Raw genomic sequence first — 21,114 nt, 5'->3', positions numbered from 1 at the left:
GCCGCGGCATTCTCGGCAACGCACATTGGTCCTTTGTGGACTCTGCGGTCTACCTGATGATCGGTGGTGTCGACCCAGGTCCAGCGCGCCCGGCCGGGCCGTGTTCAACTGTGGAAAATCGTCAGTCGCACACCGTGGCGAACCATTCACCGGTCGTGCTGTTAGCATCCAGCGGCAGCGGGCGGATCGCGGATTTCCCGGTTTGCCGATGTGTATCACTGTTTTGTTTTGTCCTGCCACGTTTTCCGTTCACGGCGGGTGGTCGTCGTCGAAAGGAATTCAGGCGCCGGAGACTTCCGTCGGGGAGGGTGTTCATGTTCTGCCGCCTGTTGGGACCACTGGAGATACTCGTGCACGGCAGCCCGTTGCCGGTCGGCCGGAACCGACAGCTGACGGTGATAGCCTGCCTGGCGCTGGAGGCGAACCGGGCGGTGTCGGCGCGCAGCCTGGTCGAGGCCGTCTGGTCGGGAACGCCGCCGCGAACCGCCGAGGAGCAGATCCAGACCTCGGTGTGGCGGCTGCGCAAGGCGTTCCGCACGGCCGGCGCGCCGGCCAACGTCATCGAGACGACCAGCCTCGGCTACAAGTTGCGGATCGACGAGGCCCAGACCGACGTCGCGGAGTTCGACCGGCTGGTCACCCGGGCCCGGTCGATCGCGGCGGCCGGCGAACACGCGCGAGCCGTGGACGACTACACGGCCGCGCTGAACCTGTTCCGCGGCCCGGTCCTCGCCGAACTGTCCAGCCCGGTGGTGGCGTCGGTGGCCGCGCAGTGGGAGGAACGGCGCTTGGTCGCCCTGGAAGAGGCCGTCGAGCTGGAACTCAAACTCGGCAAGTACCGCGAGGTGGTCGGCAAGCTGCGCCGGCTGGTCGCGCAGTTCCCGTTGCGGGAAGGACTGCGTTGCCTGCTGATGACCGCGCTGCACGGCTCCGGTCGCCGAGCCGAGGCGCTGGCGGTCTTCCGCGACGGCCGCAACGTCCTGGTGGAGCAGCTCGGCCTGGAACCGGGCCGGCGGCTGCAGGAGGTGCACCGGGAAGTCCTGTCCGGCAAGGAACGGATGGCGGCCACCGCCGACGTCACCGCGCTCGTCCGCGCCCCGGCCCAGCTGACCGCCGACATCAGCGACTTCACCGGCCGGGCGGACGTGGTCGACGGCATCGTGCGAGACCTCAGGGGAGACGAAGCCCACCGGATCACCGTGGTGGTCGGCAAATGCGGGACGGGCAAGACCACTCTTGCCGTGCACGCCGCACACCTGACCCGCCGAGGATTCCCGGACGGCCAGCTGTACGCGGACCTGGGCGGGACGCGCACAGAGCCGACCGACCCGGCCGAGATCCTGCGCCAGTTCCTGCACGCGCTCGGCGTCCCGGACCAGGCGATCCCACGGGACGTGCGTGAAGCCGCGTCGGTGTACCGCAGCCTGCTGGCCACCCGCCGGATGCTCGTCCTGCTCGACGACGCCGAAGGTGCCGAGCAGATGCGGCCACTGCTGCCCGGCACCGGGTCGAGCGCCGTCCTGGTGACCAGCCGGTCGAACCTGACCGAGCTGCCCGGCGCCCACCTGGTCGAGCTCGGACCGTTGCCCCCCGGTGAGGCCCTGGAACTGTTGCGCGGCATCGCCGGTCCGACAAGCACCGCGGACCAGGCCGCCGCCAAGGAGATCGTCGCCGCCACCGGCGGCCTGCCCCTCGCGGTCCGAGCAGCCGGCGCCCGGCTGCGGGCCCGGCCCCAACTGCGCCTGGTCCACCTCGCCCACCGGCTGCGCATCCCCGCCGTCCGCCTGGACGAGCTCACCCACGGTGGCCTGGACCTGCGTTCCCGGATCGCCGGCAGCGAACACCGGCTCGGCGACGACGCCACGGCGCTGTGGTACCGCCTCGGCCTGCTGGACGTGCCGGACTTCCCGTTCTGGATCGGCTCACCACTGCTGGACGTGGGCACGACGGCGTCCGAGAAGTTGCTGGACGAACTGGTGTACCGACGCGTGCTGGAGGTCGACGGCGAGGACGCGCTCGGCGGCGTGCGTTACCGGATGGACGAGCTGACCCGGCTGTACGCGCGGGACCGCGCGGTCGAACTGATGCCGACCACAGCCCGCCGTACCGCAGTGCGCCGCGCGGCCGAGAGCTGGCGATGGCTCTCCGCGCTGGCACGGACCGACAAGCGGGTCGATCCGTCGCAGTCCCGTGCGGCGGTTGGGGACGACGTGGTGGAAACGGTCATGGCGAACCCTGTGGGTTGGCTGCGTGCCGAACGAACCGCGGTGAAGTGGGCGGAGAAATGTGACGCACGAACGGTGGCCGTGCTCGCAAGCTGATATCGAAGTCAGCTGGTTGGTGGAGGGCTGGTGGCTACAAGAATGCCCTCGCCGGGCGGCAGATCAACCAGGAGGAGGGGCCGCGTCCTGTCTCCCAGCCGACCTGCCAAAGGCAACCACAGGCGTCAAGAGGCCGGGTCCCGCTCGGGGTTGCTCTCCGCTGTCAGCCTCTTGACACCTGTGGTTGGGCTGCGCCCAGGTCGGCCGGGAGACAGAACGAGGCACAGGACTGGTGCGCGGGCACGCGCCGGGGCGCAATGGCTACTGTCAACGCGTTCTCGCTCAGAAGTCGGGCTGGCGGGCTGACCGGGTCCCAACCAAAACGACTGGCGTGGCTCATCACCGTGAACGCCCGGCGCCCGAGGGCGCCGGGCGTTCACGTCCAGCTTTCACCGCAGGCCGTCGGCCAGCCAGAGCCACGTCTCCCCGTCTCCTGGGATCGCGCGGCCGTAGCTGATGGCGGGGTCGTTGTTGGCGTGTGTGTCGGTGCGCCAGCCGTGGCCGCCGAGCCAGTCGGCCAGGTCGTCCCGGGCGGACAGCCATTGCGCGCCCTGGGACTCGACCACGTCCCGCAGTGGTGCCTGTGGCGTCGCGAGTGAGTGCGCCGACAGGTGCTCCACCAACAGTTCACTGCCCGGCACCGACAGGTCGGTCACTTGGGCCACCAGCTGGTTGCCGGCCGCTGGGGTCAGGTACATCAGCAGGCCTTCGATCAGCCAGGCGGTCGGCAGGGTCGGGTCGAAGCCGGCGGCGCGCAGTTCGGCGGTCCAGTCGCCGGTCAGGTCGGCGGTGACGCCGACGCGGGTACATGTCGGTGTCAGGTTCGACCGGGTCAACAGATGTTCTTTGAACGCCGTCATCACCGGTAGGTCCACTTCGTACCAGTGGGTGCCGGGGGGACAGTGCAGGCGGACGGTACGGCCGTCCAGGCCGGCCGCGAGGCTGACCACCTGGCGCACTCCCCGGTGCATCGCGGTGATCAGGCGGTCGTCGAAGTACCGGGTCCGGATCGCGATGAACGAGAACCGCGGGCTGCGCAGCTGCTCGGCCAACGGGCTCGACCCGCGGAGGGCGGCCACCAGTTCGCCGGTGTCCGGCGCCTCGGCCAGTTCGGCGAGCACCTCGTCGGCGAAGCGGTCGTGGAACAGCGCGTCCGGGCGGGCGGCCTCGGCCGACCGGATCCAGGACACCAGGATCGCGGTCCGGCCGACCCCGGTGGGGACTTCGGTCGTCGTCATTCTCTTTCTCCTTCCACAAAACGTAATCAGAGGGCCAGCAGACCCCAGTAGACCGTCCACGGCACCAGGGCCAGCCCGCCGGCCAGCAGCAGGCCGAGGCGGACACGTTCGCCGCCAAGGACTTCCGTACGTCGCCGCCACCATGTGACGGCCAGTGCGACCGCCGCGACGAGCGCGACGACGGCGAGCACCCGGATCGCCAGGAACGGCACGGCGAAGCCCGCGACAACGCCCCCGGCCGAGCGGGTGAGCAGGACTGTGACCACGTAACCGAGCAACGCCAACGGCACGAGCAGGCCGGTGACCGCCAGCACCCGGGCCGGCCAACGCACCGGCGGACGCGTGGAGCGGTGGCGCAGCTTGCGCCAGCCGGCGACGCCGAGGTACCCGGCGAAGGCGGCCACGAACAGAACCAGCCACATGGCTTGCGACCAAGTGGATTCGTACCAGTTGTCAGATGTGACGGGCACGCTGGCGCGGTCCTCGGGAGGTGGTGGGTCGACGCTCACGCCGGCGGGGTGGCTGTTCACCCAGTTGTCCACCATGTCGAAGAACTCCGGGACGACTTGGGTCGCGTTCTCGAAGTCGTCGCCCGCGCGGGACAGGGCGTGGCCCACTCCTGGGAACACCTTCAACGCGTAGTCGCGGTTTCCGGCGCGGTCCAACGCGTTCCGGACGATCGACATCGACTCCGCCGGCGGAACCGTGTGGTCCTGCGCGCCCCACACCGCCAGCACCGGCTGACGGACCCGTTCCAGTGCCGGAACCGTGTCGTAGTCGGCCTCGGGGAACTGGCCGAGCCCGGCCACCAGCCGGACTCCCTTGACTGGCAAGTGTTCCGCCATCGAGCCGGAAACGCCGTCGCGGCGCAGGGTGTTCGTCAACTCCCAGGCGGTTTGCTGGGCCGGGGGCACGCCGCTGGCGGAGATCAGCACCAGGAAGCTGATCTCGGACGAACGGGCCGCCGCCAATGGCGTCACCCACGCGCCCTCGCTCGCGCCCCACAGGCCGACGCGTCCCGGGTCGACGTCCGCCCGCGCCCGGAGCACCTGGACGGCGGCCAGTGTGTCGTCGGCCAGTTGGGTGTACGACCGCTCGGTCACCGAGTAGCCGACCGTGCGCCGGTGTGGCACGAGCGCGACGATCCCGGCGCGCGTCAACGGGGCCATGAACGACCGGATCTGGGTCCGGGACGGTTCCGGCCCGGCGCCGGGAACGAGAACCATCGCGGGGTGGCGCTGCCCGTCGGCCGGCGGTGCGAACACGGTGCCTTGCAACGTGATGTCCGCCGCGGGAAACGAAACGTCCTCTTCGGACACTGATGGCGGCTCCGCTTGCGCGGCCGGGCTGGGCGTCGCCAGCGACATCGTCGCGAGCAGAAGCAGGATCTTTCGGGCTGCCGACACGGTATCTCCCGAATGTGTGACTCATGTGCGGCCCATGCTGCCCACCCGGCACGGTACGGGCAACCGGTCCGGGAAACGGTGAGACTCGATTGATAGTCGGCCAAGTTAGTTTCCTGTTGTGACTGTCCACCTGTGGCTGTCGGAGAGTCTTTGCTATGACGGACTATTCGCAACAGGTGCTGCCCGGCGAGGGCGCTGACGACTACGCGAGGTACATGCGCACCGATGCGCTGTTGGCCTTGCAGCGGCGGCCCGACCAGGTGGTACACCGGGACGAGCTGCTGTTCCAGGTCGTCCACCAGTCGACCGAGCTCTGGCTGAAACTGGCCTGCGCGGAACTGGGCGAGGCGACCGACCGGATCGCCTCGGGAGAACTTGACACCGCGGCCCGGCTGGTCGGCCGCGCCTCGCTCAGCGTGCAGCTGGTGACCGGCCAGTTGGAGATGATGCGACACCTGTCCCCGTGGGACTTCCAGACGATCAGAACGGTTCTCGGCCACGGCTCCGGCGCGGATTCGCCGGGCTGGCGGGGGATCCGGTGGCACGGCCGACGGATCGGCCAGGTCTTTGCCAGCCTGGTGGCCCGGTGCGGCACGGATCTCGTCGAGGTCTACCGCGCCGAGGCCGACAGCGCCGAGCGCCGGCTGGCCGAGGCGTTGATCGACTGGGACGAACGCGTCTCGCTGTGGCGGGCCTCCCACTACAAGATGGCGACCCGGATTCTCGGCCACGGGTCGGTCGGCACCCAGGGGAACGCGGTGGACTCGTTGGCCAAACTCGTCACGTACCGGTTCTTCCCCGAGTTGTGGCGGGTGCGCGGCGAACTGACCGACACCGGCCCGATGGGCGGCCGACCGGCGGGGGTGTCGACATGAAGGCCGGCGAGTTCCGCGGGCTCTTCCCGACTCTCGGCCAGCACGTCCACCTGGCCAGCTGCAGCCTGGGTGCCCGGTCGGTCGAGCTGGACGCGGCGATCCGGCAGTTGCTGGCCGACATGGCCGCCGGTCCGCAGGCGTGGCCGCGGTTCGAGGAACAGGTCGAACAGGCGCGGCGCCGGTTCGCGGCGCTGATCGGCGCCGACCCCGAGCAGATCGCGCTGATGCCGAACGCGTCCGTCGGCGCGTACCAGATCGCGTCCACAATGGACTGGGTAGGTCGGCCGCGGGTGCTCACCACGACGGGTGAGTTCCCGTCCATCACCCAGGTCTGGCTGGCGCAACGGCAACGGGGAGCCGAGGTGGTGCACGCCGACGACGGCGAAACGTACCTGGACCTGCTGGACCGGCGGACCAGGCTGGTGTCTGTGCCGCTGGTCACCTACCAGCACTCGTACCGGATGCCGGTGGCCGAGTTGGCGCGCAGCGCCCACGAGTGCGGGGCGCACGTGTTCGTCGACGCCTATCAGGCGGTCGGCGTGCAGCCGGTGGACGTGACCGAGTTGGACTGCGACTTCCTGGTGGCCGGCACGATGAAATACCTGCTCGGCATGCCCGGGGTGGCGTTCCTGTACGTGCGTTCGCCGGACGTGCTCGACCGCGACCCCGAGCTGACCGGGTGGTTCGGCCGCGCCGACCCGTTCTCGTTCGACCCGCGGATGCTGGACTTTCCGCGGGCCGCGACCAGGTTCCAGACGGGCACGCCGGCGGTACCCGCGTGCTACGCGGCCAACGCCGGGCTGCGCCTGCTGGACGCGGTCGACCTGACCAACGTCCGGGCGCACGTGCTGGACCTGGCCGAACTGGCCGTCGAGCGGCTCACCGGCCAGGGTGAGCGGGTGTCCGCGCCACCGGCGGAGCAGCGGGGCGCGCACATCGGGCTGGTCGATCCCGCCCCGGCCGGGTTGACGCGGCACCTGGCCGAGCGCGACATCGTCGTCAGCCCGCGCGGCGACGTGGTCCGGGTGTCGTTCCACTACTACAACAACACCGAGGATGTGGCCGCGCTCTGCGACACCGTCGGCGAGTACCGCCGCGCCGGCGCCAACAACAACCGATCACGAGCCGAGTGGTAGGTAGGTCGTCCCGTGCCCACAGCTGAGCTGAAGTCCTGGTTGCGTCAACCCGACCTGATGACGTTCCCGTACGGCGCCGTGTTGCGCGAGTACCACTGCGTCGGCAAGCACTTCGTGTCGCGGGAACTGATCGATCTGCTCGCCGCGGCCCGCGCCCGGCTGTCGACGATGAGTGGCCCGTGGCCCCGACTGCGCACCCTTGTGTCCTTTTTGGACACGGTGCTGGACAAGCCGGACGACCGCTACGACTACTCCAGCTACCTGGCCCTGCCGCTGTTGCAGCTGCCCGGCGCGGACGACCCGGTCGAGCAGGCGCCGTTCGCCCGCGCCCGGTGTGACCGGATCACCACCCAGATCGTGGCTGACGCGCTGGCCTTCGAACTGGCCAAGGCCGAAGGGCGGACCGGTCTGCTGCCGCGGATGCGACCGCCGGCCGGGCTGATCCGCAAGCGGTACAAGCACGGGGTGCGCGTCATGCGGCCGGGACTGGCCCGGATGTCGCTGGACTCCGACCTGACCGCCACGGACCCGGCCGACCTCACCCGCCAGGCGTGCTCGGCGGTCCGCGCGGACATGTCCGTGACCGAACGCCAGGCGCTGGAACTCAGCATGCTGCCCGTCTACACGGCCCACGACGAATACCTGTTCTTACGTGTCCTACAAGCGTTCGAGACCACGTTCTCGTTGCTGGCCACGCACCTGCGCGGGGTCATCACGGCGTTGCCTCGGGGCGAGGTCGACCAGGCGATCGGCTTTCTGAACGCCTCGGAGGCCGCGCTGCACGAGTCCGCCCCGCTGTTCTCCGTGCTGGCCACCATGCAGGTGGAGTCGTTCCGCACGTTCCGCCAGTTCACCGAGGGCGCCAGCGCCATCCAGTCGCAGAACTACAAGCTGGTCGAGTCGTTGTGCCGGCGGCCCGACCCGGACCGGATCGACTCGGCCGCCTACGAGTCCACGCCGGACGTGCGGCTGCGCGTCCTGGTCGGCCAGACCACGCTCGACGAGGTCTACTGCTATGTCCGCGAGACGGGCGAACTCAGCGAGTCGGACCACCGCAGGCTGGGCAAGGCGATGAGCGGGTTCGCCGGTGCGTTGACGCGCTGGCGGCGGACCCACTACCGGCTGGCCGTGCGGATGCTCGGCGAGGCAACCGGCACCGGCTACACCGAAGGCACTCCGTACCTCAAGGCCGTCCGGGACATCCCGGTGTTCCGCGCGGTCGACGAAAGGGCGAGGACGCGATGACCGAGATCGACGCCCCGGTGGGCATCGTCGGCGCCGGCCCGGTCGGCCTGGTGACCGCGCTGCGGCTGGCCGGCCTGGGCGTGCCCAGCGTGCTGCTGGAAGCCGACCCCGAACTGGTCAAGCAGGGCTCCAAGGCGTGCCTGGTGCAGGGGGACGTGCTGGAGGTCCTGGACAAGGTCGGCTGTGCGCGGACCCTCGCGGACGAGGGGGTGACGTGGACGGTCGCCCGGACATACGTGCGCAACCAGGAGATCCGCGCCGCCCGCTACCAGGGCGGGCTCGGCTTCGGCCCGTTCGTGAACATCTCCCAGCACCGCGTCGAGCAGGTGCTGACCGCGGCGGTGGCCGCCGAACCACTGTGCGACCTGCGCCGAGGCCACCGGGTGACCGCACTGACCCAGGACGCGGACTCGGTGACGGTCCGCGTGCGGACCGCGGACGGCGAAGTGGACCGACGGTTCAGTTACCTGGTCGGCTGTGACGGCGTCCGAAGTGGACTGCGGGACGAGCTGGGCGTGGCGTGGACCGGGTACACGCACGGCGACCGGTTCCTGATCACCGACATCCGCGCGAAGCTGCCGCTGGCGCGGGAACGCCACTTCCACTACGACCCGGTGTTCAACCCCGGCCGTCAGCTCGTGATGCACCCGCAGCCGGACGACATCTGGCGGATCGACTGGCAGTTGCCGCCGGACGCGGACATCGCCGCGGAACGCGCCGACGGCCGGTTCGACCAACGGGTGCGCGCGGTCATCGGGGACATCCCGTACGAAGTGGACTGGGTCAGCACGTACCGCTTCCACCAGCGGGTGGTCGACCGGTTCCGGGTGGGCCGGGTGCTGCTGGCCGGCGACGCCGCGCACGCCCTGCCGCCGTACGGTTCGCGTGGCATGAACAGCGGCATCCAGGACGCCGACAACCTGGCCTGGAAGCTCGCGTTCGTGCTGGCCGGCCACGCCGGCGCGGATCTGCTGGAGACGTACCACGTCGAACGGCACGCGGCGGCACGGGAGAACCTGCGCGTCACCGAGGCGACCTTGAAGTTCATGGTGCCGCCCAACCGGATGCGTCGATGGGCGCGGGCGGTTCTGTTGTCGTTGTCGCAGTCGCTGGGGATCGCCCGGCGTTACGTCAACAGTGGCAAGATGGCCGAGCCGTACACGTACACCGACTCCCCGATAGTCCAAAAAGGACATCCGGTGCTCGGTGCGTTCGCGCCGGACGGCTGGCTGCTCGTCGACGGCGTGCGGACCCGGTTGCGTGAACTGCTCGGGGACCGGTTCGTCGCTCTGCTCTTCGCCAGGAACACGGACGAGCTGGCCCGGATGGTGACGCGTTCGTGGCCCGTTCCGGTTGGGTTGGTGGCCGTCCTGCCCACGGACGTGCCCGCGCCCCCAGACGTCACCGTCGCGGTGGCCGAGGACGACCGGCTGGCCGCGGCCTACGGCGGCACGGACGCTCCGGTGTGGTGGCTGGCCCGGCCGGACGGTCACCTCGCCGCCCGAGGAGGACTCGACACGAGCCTGGCCGTCGCACTTGAGCACGCGGCGGGTGTGGCGAGGCAACCCTCAAGCGTTGGAAGGTGACTCCGATGGCCGTTCTCGCGGCACTGGTGGCCGGGCTGCGCAGTGGCGCGGTCGAGGTCGTCGACCTCACCACACCGCTGTCCGAACAGACCCCGATCATCGAGCTGCCGCCCGAACGGGGGCAGCCGTGGGCGTTCTCCCGCAAGGTCATCAGCTACTACGACGGTGCCGGACCGACGGTGTACTGGAACAACATCAGGCTGTCCGAACACACCGGAACCCACTTCGACGCGCCCGTGCACTGGCTGTCCGGCAAGGAGTCGCACGACGTCTCGCAGGTGCCGCCGGCCCGTCTGGTCGGTCCGGCGGCCGTGCTGGACATGTCCGACCACGTCGCCCGCGACCCGGACTTCCTGCTGCGCCGGGAGCATGTCGAGCGGTGGCAGGACGAGCACGGCGCTCTGCCTGACGGCGGCTGGCTGCTTTACCGCACCGGCTGGGAGCCCCGGCAGGGCGACCGGCACACCCCCGGGGTGGCGCCGGACTGCGCGCGCTGGCTGGCCGAGGAGACCCCGTTGGCGGGCCTAGGTGTGGAGACCGTGGGGACCGACGCGGGGCTGGCCGGTGAGTTCGACCAGCCCTACCCGTGCCACTGGTACCTGCACGGCGCCGGCAAGTACGGCCTGACACAGCTGCGCAACCTGGCGCTGTTGCCGCCTGTCGGCGCGGTGGTGATCGCGGGTCCGTTGCCGATCGTGCGCGGATCGGGCAGTCCGACGCGCGTGCTCGCGTTCGTGGAGCGATGACATGGACGACACGGGATTCCAGCGCGGGCAAGCCCTGCTGCGACGGCACCTGACCGATAGCCCGCCGAGCACGTTCAGCTTGCTCGGTCGGGACTGGGACCTGCTCGACGGGGTGTTCAGCCCGGCACAGACCCCGGTCACGGCGCTGTTCTCGACCTGGCTGCCGTATCCGGCCGGCGGCGCGTTCCTGGAAGTCGGTTCGGGTACGGGCGTGACCGCGGTGACCGCGGCCCTGTCCGGCTGCCGTGCGGTCACCGCGCTGGACGTCAGCACCGCGGCCGTCGCGAACACCCGGCTCAATGTCGCGCGGCACGGTGTCGAAGACCGCGTTCGAGTCCTGCACAGCGACCTGTTCTCCGCACTGGATCCGGCCGAGGAGTTCGACCTGATCTACTGGAATTCGAATTTCGCCGAAGCGCCCGACGATTTCGTCAACGAGACGGATCTGCATCACGCGTTCTTCGACCCGAGCTACCGCACGCACCGGCAATTCGTCGAACAGGCGCCGGCGCACCTGGCGCGCGGCGGACGGGTGATGCTCGGCTTCAGCACCATCGGCAACTTCGCGCTTCTCAAGCGATTCTGTGCGCACGCCGGCCTCGAACCCGTGGTCGTCCGTTCGGAAAGCCGGCAGGTCGACCCGGCCACAACGCTCGAATTCCAGCTCCTGGAACTACGCTGACGACCCCGCGTTCAACCGTGCCACCAGCCGGTTCGGCGCCACCAGCCGGTACGCCTCCTCGACGATCGAGGTCACCTCGGCCCAGTCCGGGTCGCGGTCCAGCCGCACGCCGAGCCAGCCGACCCCGCCGTACGGCGGCTGGTAGAACCGGTCCGGCTCCTGGGCGACCTGGGCTTCCAGCACCCCGGGCGGAGCCGGCGCCCACATCCCGATGAGATCCTCGCCGCGTTGCGGCCCGTCGTAGAACTGGACCACGGTTTTGCGTCGGATCACCCACGACGGCATTCCGTGGTTCAGTTTCTCGATGACCTCGGGTAACGCAAGACAGGTGGCCCGGAGACGGTCGAGCGGGTCGTTGGTCATAGCCCTATTCTCCCGCGAATTCGCACAGTTGCCCGTCGAGCGGCCAACTGAGATGCTCGGAACGTGGACAAGAACGCTTTGCGCGGCCGTGTCGCTGTTGTCGCCGGAGCGACCCGCGGTGCCGGGCGAGGTATCGCCGCGGCGCTGGGAGAAGCGGGAGCGACGGTCATCTGCACCGGCCGCAGCAGCCGGACCGGAAACGCCAAATCAGACTACGACCGACCGGAGACGATCGAGGAAACCGCGGAAATTGTCACCCGTTTGGGTGGCGCCGGCATCGCCGTCCAAGTCGACCACCTCGACCCGGACCAGGTCCGCCGGCTGGCCGAGCGAGTGGCCGCCGACCACGGCGCGATCGACGTCCTGGTGAACGACATCTGGGGCGCCGAGCGGCTGAAAGGCGCCCCACCGGAGTGGAACACCCCGATCTGGGACCACGACCTGGGCAGCGGCCTGCGCATCCTCAAGCTCGGGGTGGAAACCCACCTGATCACCTCGCACCACCTGCTGCCGTTGCTGGTGGCGAAACCCGGCGGCCTGCTCGTCGAGGTGACCGACGGAACCACCGACTACAACAGCCAGAACTACCGGATCTCGGTGTTCTACGACCTGGTCAAGGTGGCGGTGAACCGGCTGGGCTTCTCCCAGGGCCACGAACTCGCGCCGCACCAGGGCACGGCGGTGGCGATCACGCCGGGCTGGCTGCGCTCGGAGATGATGCTCGACAACTTCGCGGTGACCGAGGAGAACTGGCGGGACGCCCTGAAACCCGACCGAGGCGACGGCCGGCCGACCGCACCACCCGCGTTCGAGTCCTCGGAGTCGCCACGGTACGTCGGCCGGGCGGTGGCGGCACTGGCGGCGGATCCCGAGAAGGCGCGCTGGAACCAGCGATCGGTGACCTCAGCGGACCTGGCCAGGGAATACGGCTTCACCGACATCGACGGCCGGCAACCCGACAGCTGGCCCGCCTAGCCACTGTGGACAGACATCGGCCGAAGGCGGACTGTACGGAGACCGCCTTGAGAGCCGGCCACAGTAGCGTTGGACGCAGCGTCTCCTTGCGGCCAACGACCATCACGAGGTGAGACCCGAATGTCCATTATCGACCAAAGCGGGAACGCCGGCGCGGTAGCGGCGTTCTACGACATGGTCACCGATGCCTTCTCGGCGTTGTTCGACGGCTCTGTGCACGCCGGATACTGCGGGCGCGGGGCGACGACGATCGTCGAAGCCCAGGCGCACCTGAACGAAGAGGTGTTCGACGGTTGCTCGTTGCGGCCGGACGACAAGGTGCTGGACGTGGGATGTGGCGTGGGTGGCCCGGCCATGCACGCGGCTCAACGGCACGGGGTGCGCGTCTCCGGCGTGACCCTGAGCCCACAGCAGGCGGCGGCGGCCACCGCGGCTGCCGAGCGCTCGGGGCTACAGGTCGACTTCGCCGTCGCGGACATGGTGTCCATGCCGTTCCCGGACGCCTCGTTCGACGCCGCGTACGCCATCGAATCCATGCTGTTCCACGTGTCGGACAAGGCAGCGGCGTTCACGGAGATCGCCCGGGTGCTGAAGCCTGGGGGCACTCTGGTGGTCGCCGACTACGCGCTGAGCAAGCCGATGTCGCCCGAGGACGAGGCGATCGCGGAGCAGGCGTTGTGCGCGGTGCCGTTGGTCCCCGCCGAGCAGGTGCGGAAAACGGTGGAGCAGGCGGGTTTCGGTGACGTCGAGATTCGCGAGCTGACCGAGCAGGTACGGCCGAGCGCGCGGATGCTGGTCGACACGGTGACGGAACGCCGCGAGGAGCTGCTGGCGGTCGCCGGTGAGGAAGGTCTGGCCGGGGCGACCGAAAGCGCGCGCCGCTACACCGGGATGTTCGTGCTCGAACAGGACTACATCCTGCTGCGGGCCCGGAAGGCATGAATGACAACGAGTATCGCGCCTGCCGACCTAGGCGAAGTCACTGTGCTGGTGGTGGGTGACCCGCCGCAGTGCCTCCGGACCGGCCACACCACCGCGCTGCATGTCGTGGGTCGCGCCGCGCCCGGAACCGAAGCTGTCGCGGCGGTCGGCGCGTTACGCCCGGACGCCGTGCTGCTCGACGCCGGCACCGGGATCGATCTGCTTCGGGTGCTGGTGAACAGGTTCACGAACGTCCCGGTCGTCGTGACAGTGCCGTCCGGCGACCGGGACACCTTCCTGTCGGCCGTCCGGGCAGGCGCCCGCGGGTGCCTGTGCCGGACCGCCTGCCGCGACGACCTGATCCTGGCGTTGCGGGTGGCCCAGGCCGGCGGGGTGATGTTCGACGCCCGGTGCGGGCACTGGGCGGTGGAGCACCTCACCGCGGCCGACAAACCGTTCCCGGAACTCACCGACCGGGAACGGGACGTCCTCGAACTGGTCGCGGACGGCCGGGCGACCAAGGCGATCGCCCGGGACCTGGGATTGTCGGTGAAAACCGTCCGCAACTACCTCTCCCGGATCTTCGCCAAGCTGAACCTCGCCGACCGCGCCCAAGCGGCGGTGTACGCACGTCGGGCCGGACTCGGTCACTGAAACATGATCACTGGGGCACATCTGCCAGGACGGTCCGGGTCCGGCCCGCTTCCAGTCCGGAGGTCAGCTGGCCCAGGCACACGAGCACGACCAGGCCGAGCGGGGCGAGCCAGCCGCCGGTCGCGCTGTGCAGGAGACCGGTGAACAGCGGGCCGGCGGCGGAGACCGCGTATCCGATGCCCTGCGTCATACCGGACAGGCCGGTCGCGGTGACCGCGTCCTGGGCGCGCAGGCCGATCAACGTCATCGCCAGGCCGAACGCGCCGCCGAGGCTGAGTCCGAGCACGACCGCGGACACCCAGACGCCCCAGGGCACCGGTCCGACCGTCACCCCCACCAGACCGACGATGTTGACCACCGCCACGACCACGCTGAGACCGCGTTGGTCCCGCGTTCGGGCGATCACGGCCGGCACCCCGAGCGAGCCGACCACCTGCACCAAGGCGACGACGGACAGCACGAACCCGCTCGCCGTGGCGTCCATGCCCCGGTCGTGGCAGACCGTGGGCAGCCAGCTGAACACGAAGTAGTAGATGAACCCCGTGCAGGAGAAGAAGATCGTCACCTGCCAGGCGACCCGGTCCCGCCACATGCCCGGCGGGATGGGGGTGTTCGTGCGGGACCGCCCCGACCTGGTCAACGCCGGCGTCCAGCACAGGCAGGCGAGAACCCCGATCGGGACGGTGAGCACCGCCAGGGGGAGCGTCCACGCGGAGTCCAGCCCGTGGGCCAGTGGGGTGGCGAACCCCGAGGCCACGGACGCGCCGATGGTCAGGGTGATCGTGTAGAGCGCCATCAGGGCCGCGAACTTGTCCGGGAAAGCGCGTTTCACCAGCCCCGGGATGGCCCCGGTGACCAGTCCGATGGCCGAGCCGATCAGGGCCGTGCCGCCGAACAGCGCCGCCGCGGCCGGCACCATCCGCAGCAGGTTGCCGGCCAGCAGGAGGAACCCGCTGCCGGCGATCAGCCGTTCCTCGCCCCAGCGGCCGGTCAGCCGCGGTCCGAGGAAGGCGAACACCGCGAGGCCCACTGTCGGCAGGGCGGTCAGCACGCTCACCGCCGCGCCGGAGAGCCCCAGGTCGGATCGGATCGCCCCGAGCAGGGCCGACACGGCCGAGATCGCCGGCCGCAGGTTGAGCATGATCAGGACCAACGCCACCAGGAGCCAGACCCGGTTGCTGGTCAGACCCGCGGGCGGGACAGCCTGGGCGACGCCCGAGTCCTTGTTCACCGCGCACCTCCTCGCGTCGGGCCAGGAAAACTACTACCCGTTATCCGTTCCCGTTATTCACTCCCGAACGCGGGCGCCTGCCAACCATACAATTCGGCCAGGCGTTCCTCATGGGTGTTGAAGGCCGCCGGATCCCCGTCCGGGCCCTTCCACCTGGACAGCTGGACCACGTCCGCGATCCGCGCCGCCCGTTCCTCGGGATAGGCGGCGAGCGCGGCGCTCGTGTCCGGCTGCGCCAGCAGTGCCGCCGTCAACACGACGGCGTCCTCGAACGCCATGCCCGCGCCCTGGCCGAGTGCGGGGGTCATCGGGTGCGCCGCGTCGCCCAGAAGGGTGACCAGGCCACGGGACCAGTCCGCGACCGGGTCCCGGTCCCGGATGTCGGTCACCACGATCCCCTCGCGGATGTCCGTCCCCCGGATCACGCCCGCGAGCGTGGTGTCCCAGTCGGCGACCAGCGTGACCAGCTCGGCGAAGGCGTCGGCGGGCGTCATGGCCGGCCAGACCCCGGCGGCCGCCATGATCTTCGCGGTCCAGTACAGGTCGCCACCGCCGACCGGCGCGGCGAAGATGTCCAGACCTGGTCCTTTGACCACGAACCCGGATGGGAACTCGGCCGGCGCCCGGGTCCGGCAACGGACCGTGGTGAACCCGCGGTACCTGGGCGGGCCGTCGGCGAGCGTCCGCTCCCGGACGCCGGAGTGGATCCCGTCCGCCCCGACCAGGAGGTCCGCCACCAGGACCTGCCCGTCGGCCAGGACGACCTTCACCTGGTCGCCGTCGTCGACGTGGTCGTCGACCGCGACCCCCGAACGCACACCCAGCCCCAGTGCCCACGCCTCGCGGAGCAACGCGCCCAGAAGTGCCGACCGCAGCAACGAAATCTGTGGCGCGCCGAACCCGCTGGCGAGTCGCCCGACCGGATCGGCCGCGAACACCGCGCCGTCCGGGGTGAGCAGCGGCCGGACCTCCGCCGGCCCGGCGACGTGGCCGGCGGCCCGTACCGCACGGCCCAGCCGGGGGCTGATCACGTCCAACGCCTTGACCCCGTTGGGGTACAGCATGATGCCGGAGCCGGCCTGGCCCAACCGACCGGCCTGCTCCACCACGGTGACGTGAAAACCGTTGCGCCGCAAGATGATTCCCGTCGCGAGGCCGCCGATCCCGCCGCCGGCGACCACCGCCGCCCGCCCGCCCGTCACTGCTTCCAGCCCGCGTGCAGGCCGTGTGCGACGGCGAGGCCCGGGAAACGTTGGAACCTGGTGAACCCGGCTTCGCGCATCCACTCCTCGTAAGTGGACCACGAGTAGAAGGTGCCGTGCCCGGACGCGATCGCCAGATAGTAGGCGGGGAACAGGATCGCGTAGTCCGGGCCGTCGCGTTGGTCGTTCTGCAACGGGTCGAACAGCAGCACCTTCCCGTTGTCCGGCAGCGCCGAACAGACGTTCCTGAGCAGCTTCCGGTCCGCCTCGGGCGACCAGATGGGCAGCATGTGCGCGAGCAGGGCGGTGTCCGCGCCGGTGGGCAGCGGGTCGGCGAAGACGTCGCACGCGTGCACGTCGACCCGGTCGGCCAGGCCGTGCCGGGCGATGTTGTCCGCCGCCTCGGCGACGACGTTGTCCAGGTCCAGCAGGGTGATCCGCAGGTCCGGGTAGTGCTTGGCGAGAGCGATCGCGTTGGTGCCGGTGCCGCCGCCGATGTCCAGCAGGTGCCGGCTGTCGGCGAGCACGCCGGTCCGGACCAGGTCGGCCAGCGTCGCGTCCGAAGTGGCCCTGAGGTGGTCGTGCAGCACCTTCAACTTGTCCGGGTCGTGCTCAAGCCGGTCGTACAGGGACGTGCCGTCGCCGGGGAAGTGCCGGAGGCCCACGTTGGCGCCCGCGCGCACGGCTCCGATGAAGTCGCTGATCCCCGGGTTGACGATGTCGTGTACGAACGGCAGGTGCCTGCCGTCCTCGCCCTGGACGAAGCACTGTTCGACGAGCGGCGAGTTGCTGAGCCCGGAGTCGTCGCCGAGGACGAGTTCCAGGCCGCGCAACCCGGTGACGAGGACGTCGCAGGGATACCGCTGAAGCCCCAACGCCTCGGCGACCTGCGCGGTGGTCGCTCCGGGATGGCGCCCCAGGTGGTCGAAGACGCCCACGGCCCAGCCCGCGTGCAGCATCTCGAACGCGATGGCGCCGTACATGATCCGGTACAGCTCGTCCTCGGTCACTCCTCGACCGGCCGCCATGGCCACAGCTCCTTTCGTTCGCGCTACCGCGTGCCCAGCCACCGGCCGGTGGCCGGGCCGAAGGTCTTCCGTTCGTCGTCCCACAGGACCTCGCCGGCCCGGATGGTGGTCAGCACCCGGCCGGTCATGCTCCAGCCCTCGTACGCCGACCAGCCGCACTTCGACCGCACGTCCTCGGCGCTGAACATCCACCGCTGGTCCGGATCGAAGACCACCAGGTCGGCGTCGGCGCCGGGCTCCAGACGTCCCTTGCCGGGCAGGCCGAACAGGTCCGCCGGGGCGGCGCCAAGGCACCGCGCCAGCCGGCCGGCGGCCACGTCCGGGTGCTCGTCGGGCCGGCGCCGGCGCATCCCGGTCCACACCGCCGTCGCCAGCTCCTGCACGCCGGGAATGCCCGGGGGCGCGTCGGCGATCGGACGGGTCTTCTCGGTGCGGGTGTGCGGCGCGTGGTCGCTGCCGACCGTTGCTGCCTCGCCGCTGTACAACGCCGTCCACAGCCTGTCCTGGTCGGCCTGGCCGCGGATGGCGGGGGAGAGGCGGGTCCGGGCGCCGCCGCGGAGCGTGTCGCGGTCGATGAACGACAGGTGGTGGCCGGTGACCTCGAAAGTGACCGGCAGTCCAGTTGCGTGCGCCGCCGCCAGCAGGTCGGCTTCCTCAGCCGTGGAGACGTGCAGGATGTGCGTCTTCGTGCCGTGCCGTCGGACGAGTGCCAACACCTGCGCGACGGCCGAGATGGCGCCGGTGCGTGGCCGCCATCGCTCGTAGTCGCTGTACTCCTGGGGATCCGTGCCGCGCCACTGGTCGAGCAGGTCGAACACGGCCTCGTCCTCGGCGTGCAGCACCAACCGGACGTTGCCCGCGGCGGCATGGGCGAAGATCTTCTCCAGCTGCTCCGCGTCCCGCACCACCGTCGGCGCGGTGTGGTGCCCGGCCATGAAGACCTTGGCGCTGGTCGCGACCGACGGGTCGACCTCGGCCAGCAGCTCCGGGCGCTGCGGGTCGGCGCCCAGGTGGAACCGGAAGTCCACCAGGGACCGGCCGGCGACCAGGTCCGCCTTCGCGCACAGCGCCGCCTCGTCCAGCCCCGGCGGCACGGTGTTCGGCATGTCGATCACGGTCGTGACACCGCCGACCACCGCGGCTCGGCTGCCGTGTTCCCAGTCCTCCTTGTGCTCCAGGCCGGGGGTGCGGAAGTGGACGTGCGAATCGATCAGCCCAGGGAGCACATACCGGCCGCGGGCATCGATCACGCGCACCCCGTCCGGCGCGGTCGGCAGGATGGCGCTGATCCGTCCGCCGGACACGAGCACCGCGCCGTCCCGGGCCCCGTCGGGTGTCACCACGCGGCCCAAGACCGCCAGATCGATCACAGGTTCCATGCGTGGGACACCAACTCTCGGCACAGTTCGTTCGTCGGACCCATCAACGCCACCGCACGGGCGTCGGCGATCAGCCGGTTCACCTCGTGGCCGGTGACGTAGCCGGCGGAGCCGATCAGCCGGGCGACCTCGGCGCCGACCTGTTCGGCCACCGCGGACGCGAACAGCTTGCTGTGCAACGTGGTCAGGCCGGGCGCGGCCGAGACGCGCTGTCCCGCGTACGTCACCATGGCACGGACCGCCTCCACCTGCGTCGCCAGGTCGACCAGGCGACGGCGGGCGATCGGAGTGTCCACTTTGGCCACCTGGCGGGCGGCAAGGTCGAGCAGCGCCTGCGCGATGCCGACCGAGACCGCGCCCAGGGTGAGCCCGGACTCGCGGACGCCGGAGATGATCCGGGGCGCCCCGCCCAGCGGCCCCAGCCGGTCGGCGTCCGGCACCTCGCACTGTCGCAACGAGACGAACCCGGTGGCCGAGCCGCGCATGCCGGCCAGGTCCATGCCAAGATCGGGGCACAGGCCGGGATTGTCGGCCCGGACCAGGAAGAACGACTGCCCGGCCGAGCCGTACGCGCTCGTCGAGCCGTCGTCGGCGGGCCCGGTCCTGGCCAGGACGAGATAGAGGTCTGCGACGGTGGCGCCGGTCGTGAACGACTTCGCGCCGTCGAGCAGCCACCGGTCGCCGGGTAACCGTAACGCGGTGGTGCTGATCCGTTTCTTGGCCGCGCCGGCACCCGGTTCGCTCCACGCGGATGCCGCCAGTAACTCCCCGGATGCGAGGCGCGGCAACAGATCCGCCTGCTGGTCGGGTGTTCCCCACTCGGCGATCCGGGCGCTGACCGCGAAATGCTGGAACAGGATGATCGCGACCGACGGGTTGACCCGGGCGACCTGCTCGACCATTTCGTTGACCGCAGCCGCGTCGCCGCCGGCACCGCCGTGCTCGACGGGCACGCCGACCGCGAACAGCCCGGACTTACGCGTCTCCAGCAGTGCGTCGTCGTCGGGAAGTCCGGTGTGGACAGTGTGCTCGGCGGCCGCGCGCAGGACGTCGGCCAGGCTGTCCGGCAGGTGGGTCAGATCGACACCGACAGACATTCGGACACCTCCTCCGCCCGGAGGTCGGCCAACGGCCGCAGCAGGAACGAGCCGTAACAGGTGACCCGCCGGTTGCCCACGGTGATCCAGGTCAGCTCCCGCCCGCCGGTCGTCCCGCAGGTCGCCGCGGCCACGGTCGACTTTCCTCCTGGAGTCCGGATGTCGACGCCGCCTGTGGCGTCCTCCGGTCGTCCGGCCGCCTGCCACGGAACGGTGCCGGCGATTCCGGTTGCCGCGCCGAGACATGCGGCTCCGGTGAGCGCGAGCGTGGGGTGCCAGCTGGGAACCGAGATCGCGCGTACGGCGAGGCGGCCTTGCCCCACCGGAAGCGTGGCGGCCACTTTCGGGAACGCGCCTGTCGGCGGCCAGCCGAGGTGTCGCGCGCCGGCCACGTGGACGGCCATCAGCTGGTCGAACAACGCCGGGTCGTCGGCGAACAGTTCGTCCTCAGTGCGGACGCCCACCGTGTCGGCGGCCACGAAGACGTACGGATTCCCGGCGGAGACCAACGACACCGGCACAGCCCGGCCACGAACGTCCACAGTGGTCACCGGCTGGCCGGTCAGCAGCAACTGGTCGACCGGCATCGGCGGCTGGTACACGAAATGCACGCTGAACACGGCGTCGTCCCGGTTGACCTCGTCGATCTCGCAGACCACATGATCGCCGTTGTTCACCACGTTCACCCCGATCCGCACGCCCGGGGTCAGCCTGGGCAGCATTCCCGACCGCGCGGCGGTGATGATCGCCGAGAGGATCGAGTGGCCACAGGAGCCGCGCAGGTCGAACCGGTCCGGTGCCTCGGGCAGTGCCTGCACGAACCGGTAGTCCAGGTCGAACATCGGGTTCGCCGACGGTTCGACCAGGGCGATCTTCAGCACGTGGCCGCCGCCGGCCCGGCTGAGCCACCGGCGGACCTCGGTGAGGGCGGCGAGCAGGGCGGCCGGCTGCCGGGGCATTCGGGAGCCGTCCAGGACCAGCGTCGGGCACGGGCTTCCTTCCGCGTACGCGAGATGACCGAGCACCGTG

Annotated in this window: 19 protein-coding genes; 10 read left to right on the top strand and 9 right to left on the bottom strand. The window is 70.4% G+C overall.

Annotation, left to right across the window (positions count from 1 at the left end; genetic code table 11):
• The first annotated feature begins 314 nt into the window (after positions 1-314).
• Positions 315-2,321, top strand: a complete 2,007-nt coding sequence (locus EV192_RS32945) for an AfsR/SARP family transcriptional regulator (RefSeq protein WP_165960747.1) — start codon at positions 315-317, stop codon at positions 2,319-2,321.
• A 389-nt stretch (positions 2,322-2,710) separates the two neighbouring features.
• Here the strand turns inward: EV192_RS32945 and EV192_RS32940 are convergent, their stop codons facing one another.
• Positions 2,711-3,559, bottom strand: coding sequence for an SAM-dependent methyltransferase (locus EV192_RS32940; RefSeq protein ID WP_165960746.1), 849 nt, complete (start codon positions 3,557-3,559; stop codon positions 2,711-2,713).
• A gap of 26 nt (positions 3,560-3,585) precedes the next feature.
• On the bottom strand, positions 3,586-4,965 hold the full coding sequence (locus EV192_RS32935; RefSeq protein WP_132122398.1) for an alpha/beta hydrolase family protein: 1,380 nt from the start codon (positions 4,963-4,965) through the stop codon (positions 3,586-3,588).
• A gap of 155 nt (positions 4,966-5,120) precedes the next feature.
• Here EV192_RS32935 and EV192_RS32930 point away from each other — a divergent pair, with 155 nt between their 5' ends.
• Genes EV192_RS32930 through EV192_RS32905 form a run of 6 tightly spaced genes read left to right on the top strand, consistent with a single transcriptional unit; the run spans position 5,121 to position 11,235 of the window.
• Positions 5,121-5,840 carry a tryptophan 2,3-dioxygenase family protein gene (locus EV192_RS32930; RefSeq protein ID WP_132122395.1) on the top strand — a complete coding sequence of 240 codons (720 nt, stop codon included), beginning with the start codon at positions 5,121-5,123 and terminating at the stop codon, positions 5,838-5,840.
• Positions 5,837-6,976 (top strand): aminotransferase class V-fold PLP-dependent enzyme, encoded by a 1,140-nt coding sequence (locus tag EV192_RS32925; protein ID WP_132122393.1) that lies wholly within the window; start codon positions 5,837-5,839, stop codon positions 6,974-6,976. The genes EV192_RS32930 and EV192_RS32925 overlap by 4 nt, the downstream gene beginning before the upstream one ends.
• A 12-nt stretch (positions 6,977-6,988) precedes the next feature.
• Positions 6,989-8,221 (top strand): tryptophan 2,3-dioxygenase, encoded by a 1,233-nt coding sequence (locus tag EV192_RS32920; protein ID WP_132122392.1) that lies wholly within the window; start codon positions 6,989-6,991, stop codon positions 8,219-8,221.
• Entirely contained in the window at positions 8,218-9,807 is a 1,590-nt protein-coding gene (locus EV192_RS32915; RefSeq protein WP_132122391.1) for an FAD-dependent monooxygenase, read from the top strand. Before EV192_RS32920 ends, EV192_RS32915 begins: the two co-directional genes overlap by 4 nt.
• A gap of 5 nt (positions 9,808-9,812) precedes the next feature.
• Positions 9,813-10,553, top strand: a complete 741-nt coding sequence (locus tag EV192_RS32910; RefSeq protein ID WP_132122390.1) for a cyclase family protein — start codon at positions 9,813-9,815, stop codon at positions 10,551-10,553.
• Position 10,554: 1 nt separating this feature from the next.
• Positions 10,555-11,235: a methyltransferase gene (locus EV192_RS32905; RefSeq protein WP_132122389.1), complete on the top strand. Its 681-nt coding sequence runs from the start codon at positions 10,555-10,557 to the stop codon at positions 11,233-11,235.
• On the opposite strand, the gene EV192_RS32900 is transcribed toward EV192_RS32905, so the two are convergent.
• Complete coding sequence (locus EV192_RS32900; protein WP_132122388.1) at positions 11,227-11,598, bottom strand: MmcQ/YjbR family DNA-binding protein; 372 nt, start codon at positions 11,596-11,598, stop codon at positions 11,227-11,229. The genes EV192_RS32905 and EV192_RS32900 overlap by 9 nt on opposite strands.
• A 63-nt stretch (positions 11,599-11,661) precedes the next feature.
• On the opposite strand from EV192_RS32900, the gene EV192_RS32895 reads away from it, so the two are divergent.
• The 3 genes from EV192_RS32895 (at position 11,662) to EV192_RS32885 (ending at position 14,148) form a co-directional block, all read left to right on the top strand.
• A complete protein-coding gene (locus EV192_RS32895) occupies positions 11,662-12,573 on the top strand; it encodes an SDR family oxidoreductase (protein ID WP_132122387.1) in 912 nt (303 codons plus the stop codon).
• Between the two features lie 120 nt (positions 12,574-12,693).
• Positions 12,694-13,515, top strand: a complete 822-nt coding sequence (locus EV192_RS32890; RefSeq protein WP_132122386.1) for an SAM-dependent methyltransferase — start codon at positions 12,694-12,696, stop codon at positions 13,513-13,515.
• Positions 13,516-14,148 (top strand): LuxR C-terminal-related transcriptional regulator, encoded by a 633-nt coding sequence (locus EV192_RS32885; RefSeq protein ID WP_132122385.1) that lies wholly within the window; start codon positions 13,516-13,518, stop codon positions 14,146-14,148. It begins immediately after the preceding gene.
• 7 nt (positions 14,149-14,155) lie between these two features.
• Here EV192_RS32885 and EV192_RS32880 read toward each other — a convergent pair whose 3' ends face one another.
• From EV192_RS32880 to EV192_RS32855, 6 genes are read right to left on the bottom strand one after another with little or no spacing between them, the layout of a single operon-like run.
• Complete coding sequence (locus EV192_RS32880; RefSeq protein WP_132122383.1) at positions 14,156-15,379, bottom strand: CynX/NimT family MFS transporter; 1,224 nt, start codon at positions 15,377-15,379, stop codon at positions 14,156-14,158.
• 53 nt (positions 15,380-15,432) lie between these two features.
• Positions 15,433-16,581, bottom strand: coding sequence for an FAD-dependent monooxygenase (locus EV192_RS32875; protein WP_165960745.1), 1,149 nt, complete (start codon positions 16,579-16,581; stop codon positions 15,433-15,435).
• Entirely contained in the window at positions 16,578-17,609 is a 1,032-nt protein-coding gene (locus EV192_RS32870; RefSeq protein ID WP_132122379.1) for a methyltransferase, read from the bottom strand. The genes EV192_RS32875 and EV192_RS32870 overlap by 4 nt, the downstream gene beginning before the upstream one ends.
• A 23-nt stretch (positions 17,610-17,632) precedes the next feature.
• Positions 17,633-18,988: a dihydroorotase gene (locus EV192_RS32865; RefSeq protein WP_132122377.1), complete on the bottom strand. Its 1,356-nt coding sequence runs from the start codon at positions 18,986-18,988 to the stop codon at positions 17,633-17,635.
• Positions 18,976-20,085 (bottom strand): acyl-CoA dehydrogenase family protein, encoded by a 1,110-nt coding sequence (locus tag EV192_RS32860; RefSeq protein WP_132122375.1) that lies wholly within the window; start codon positions 20,083-20,085, stop codon positions 18,976-18,978. Before EV192_RS32860 ends, EV192_RS32865 begins: the two co-directional genes overlap by 13 nt.
• The gene (locus tag EV192_RS32855) at positions 20,064-21,110 is read right to left on the bottom strand and encodes a PrpF domain-containing protein (protein ID WP_132122373.1); all 1,047 of its coding nucleotides are present in this window, start codon (positions 21,108-21,110) and stop codon (positions 20,064-20,066) included. The genes EV192_RS32860 and EV192_RS32855 overlap by 22 nt, the downstream gene beginning before the upstream one ends.
• Positions 21,111-21,114: the final 4 nt, after the last annotated feature.

Source organism: Actinocrispum wychmicini (assembly GCF_004345645.1).
GTDB classification, from domain to species: Bacteria; Actinomycetota; Actinomycetes; order Mycobacteriales; family Pseudonocardiaceae; genus Kibdelosporangium; species Kibdelosporangium wychmicini.
Note: the sequence above shows the minus strand (reverse complement) of the source record. Positions and strands in the feature narration are given on the sequence as shown.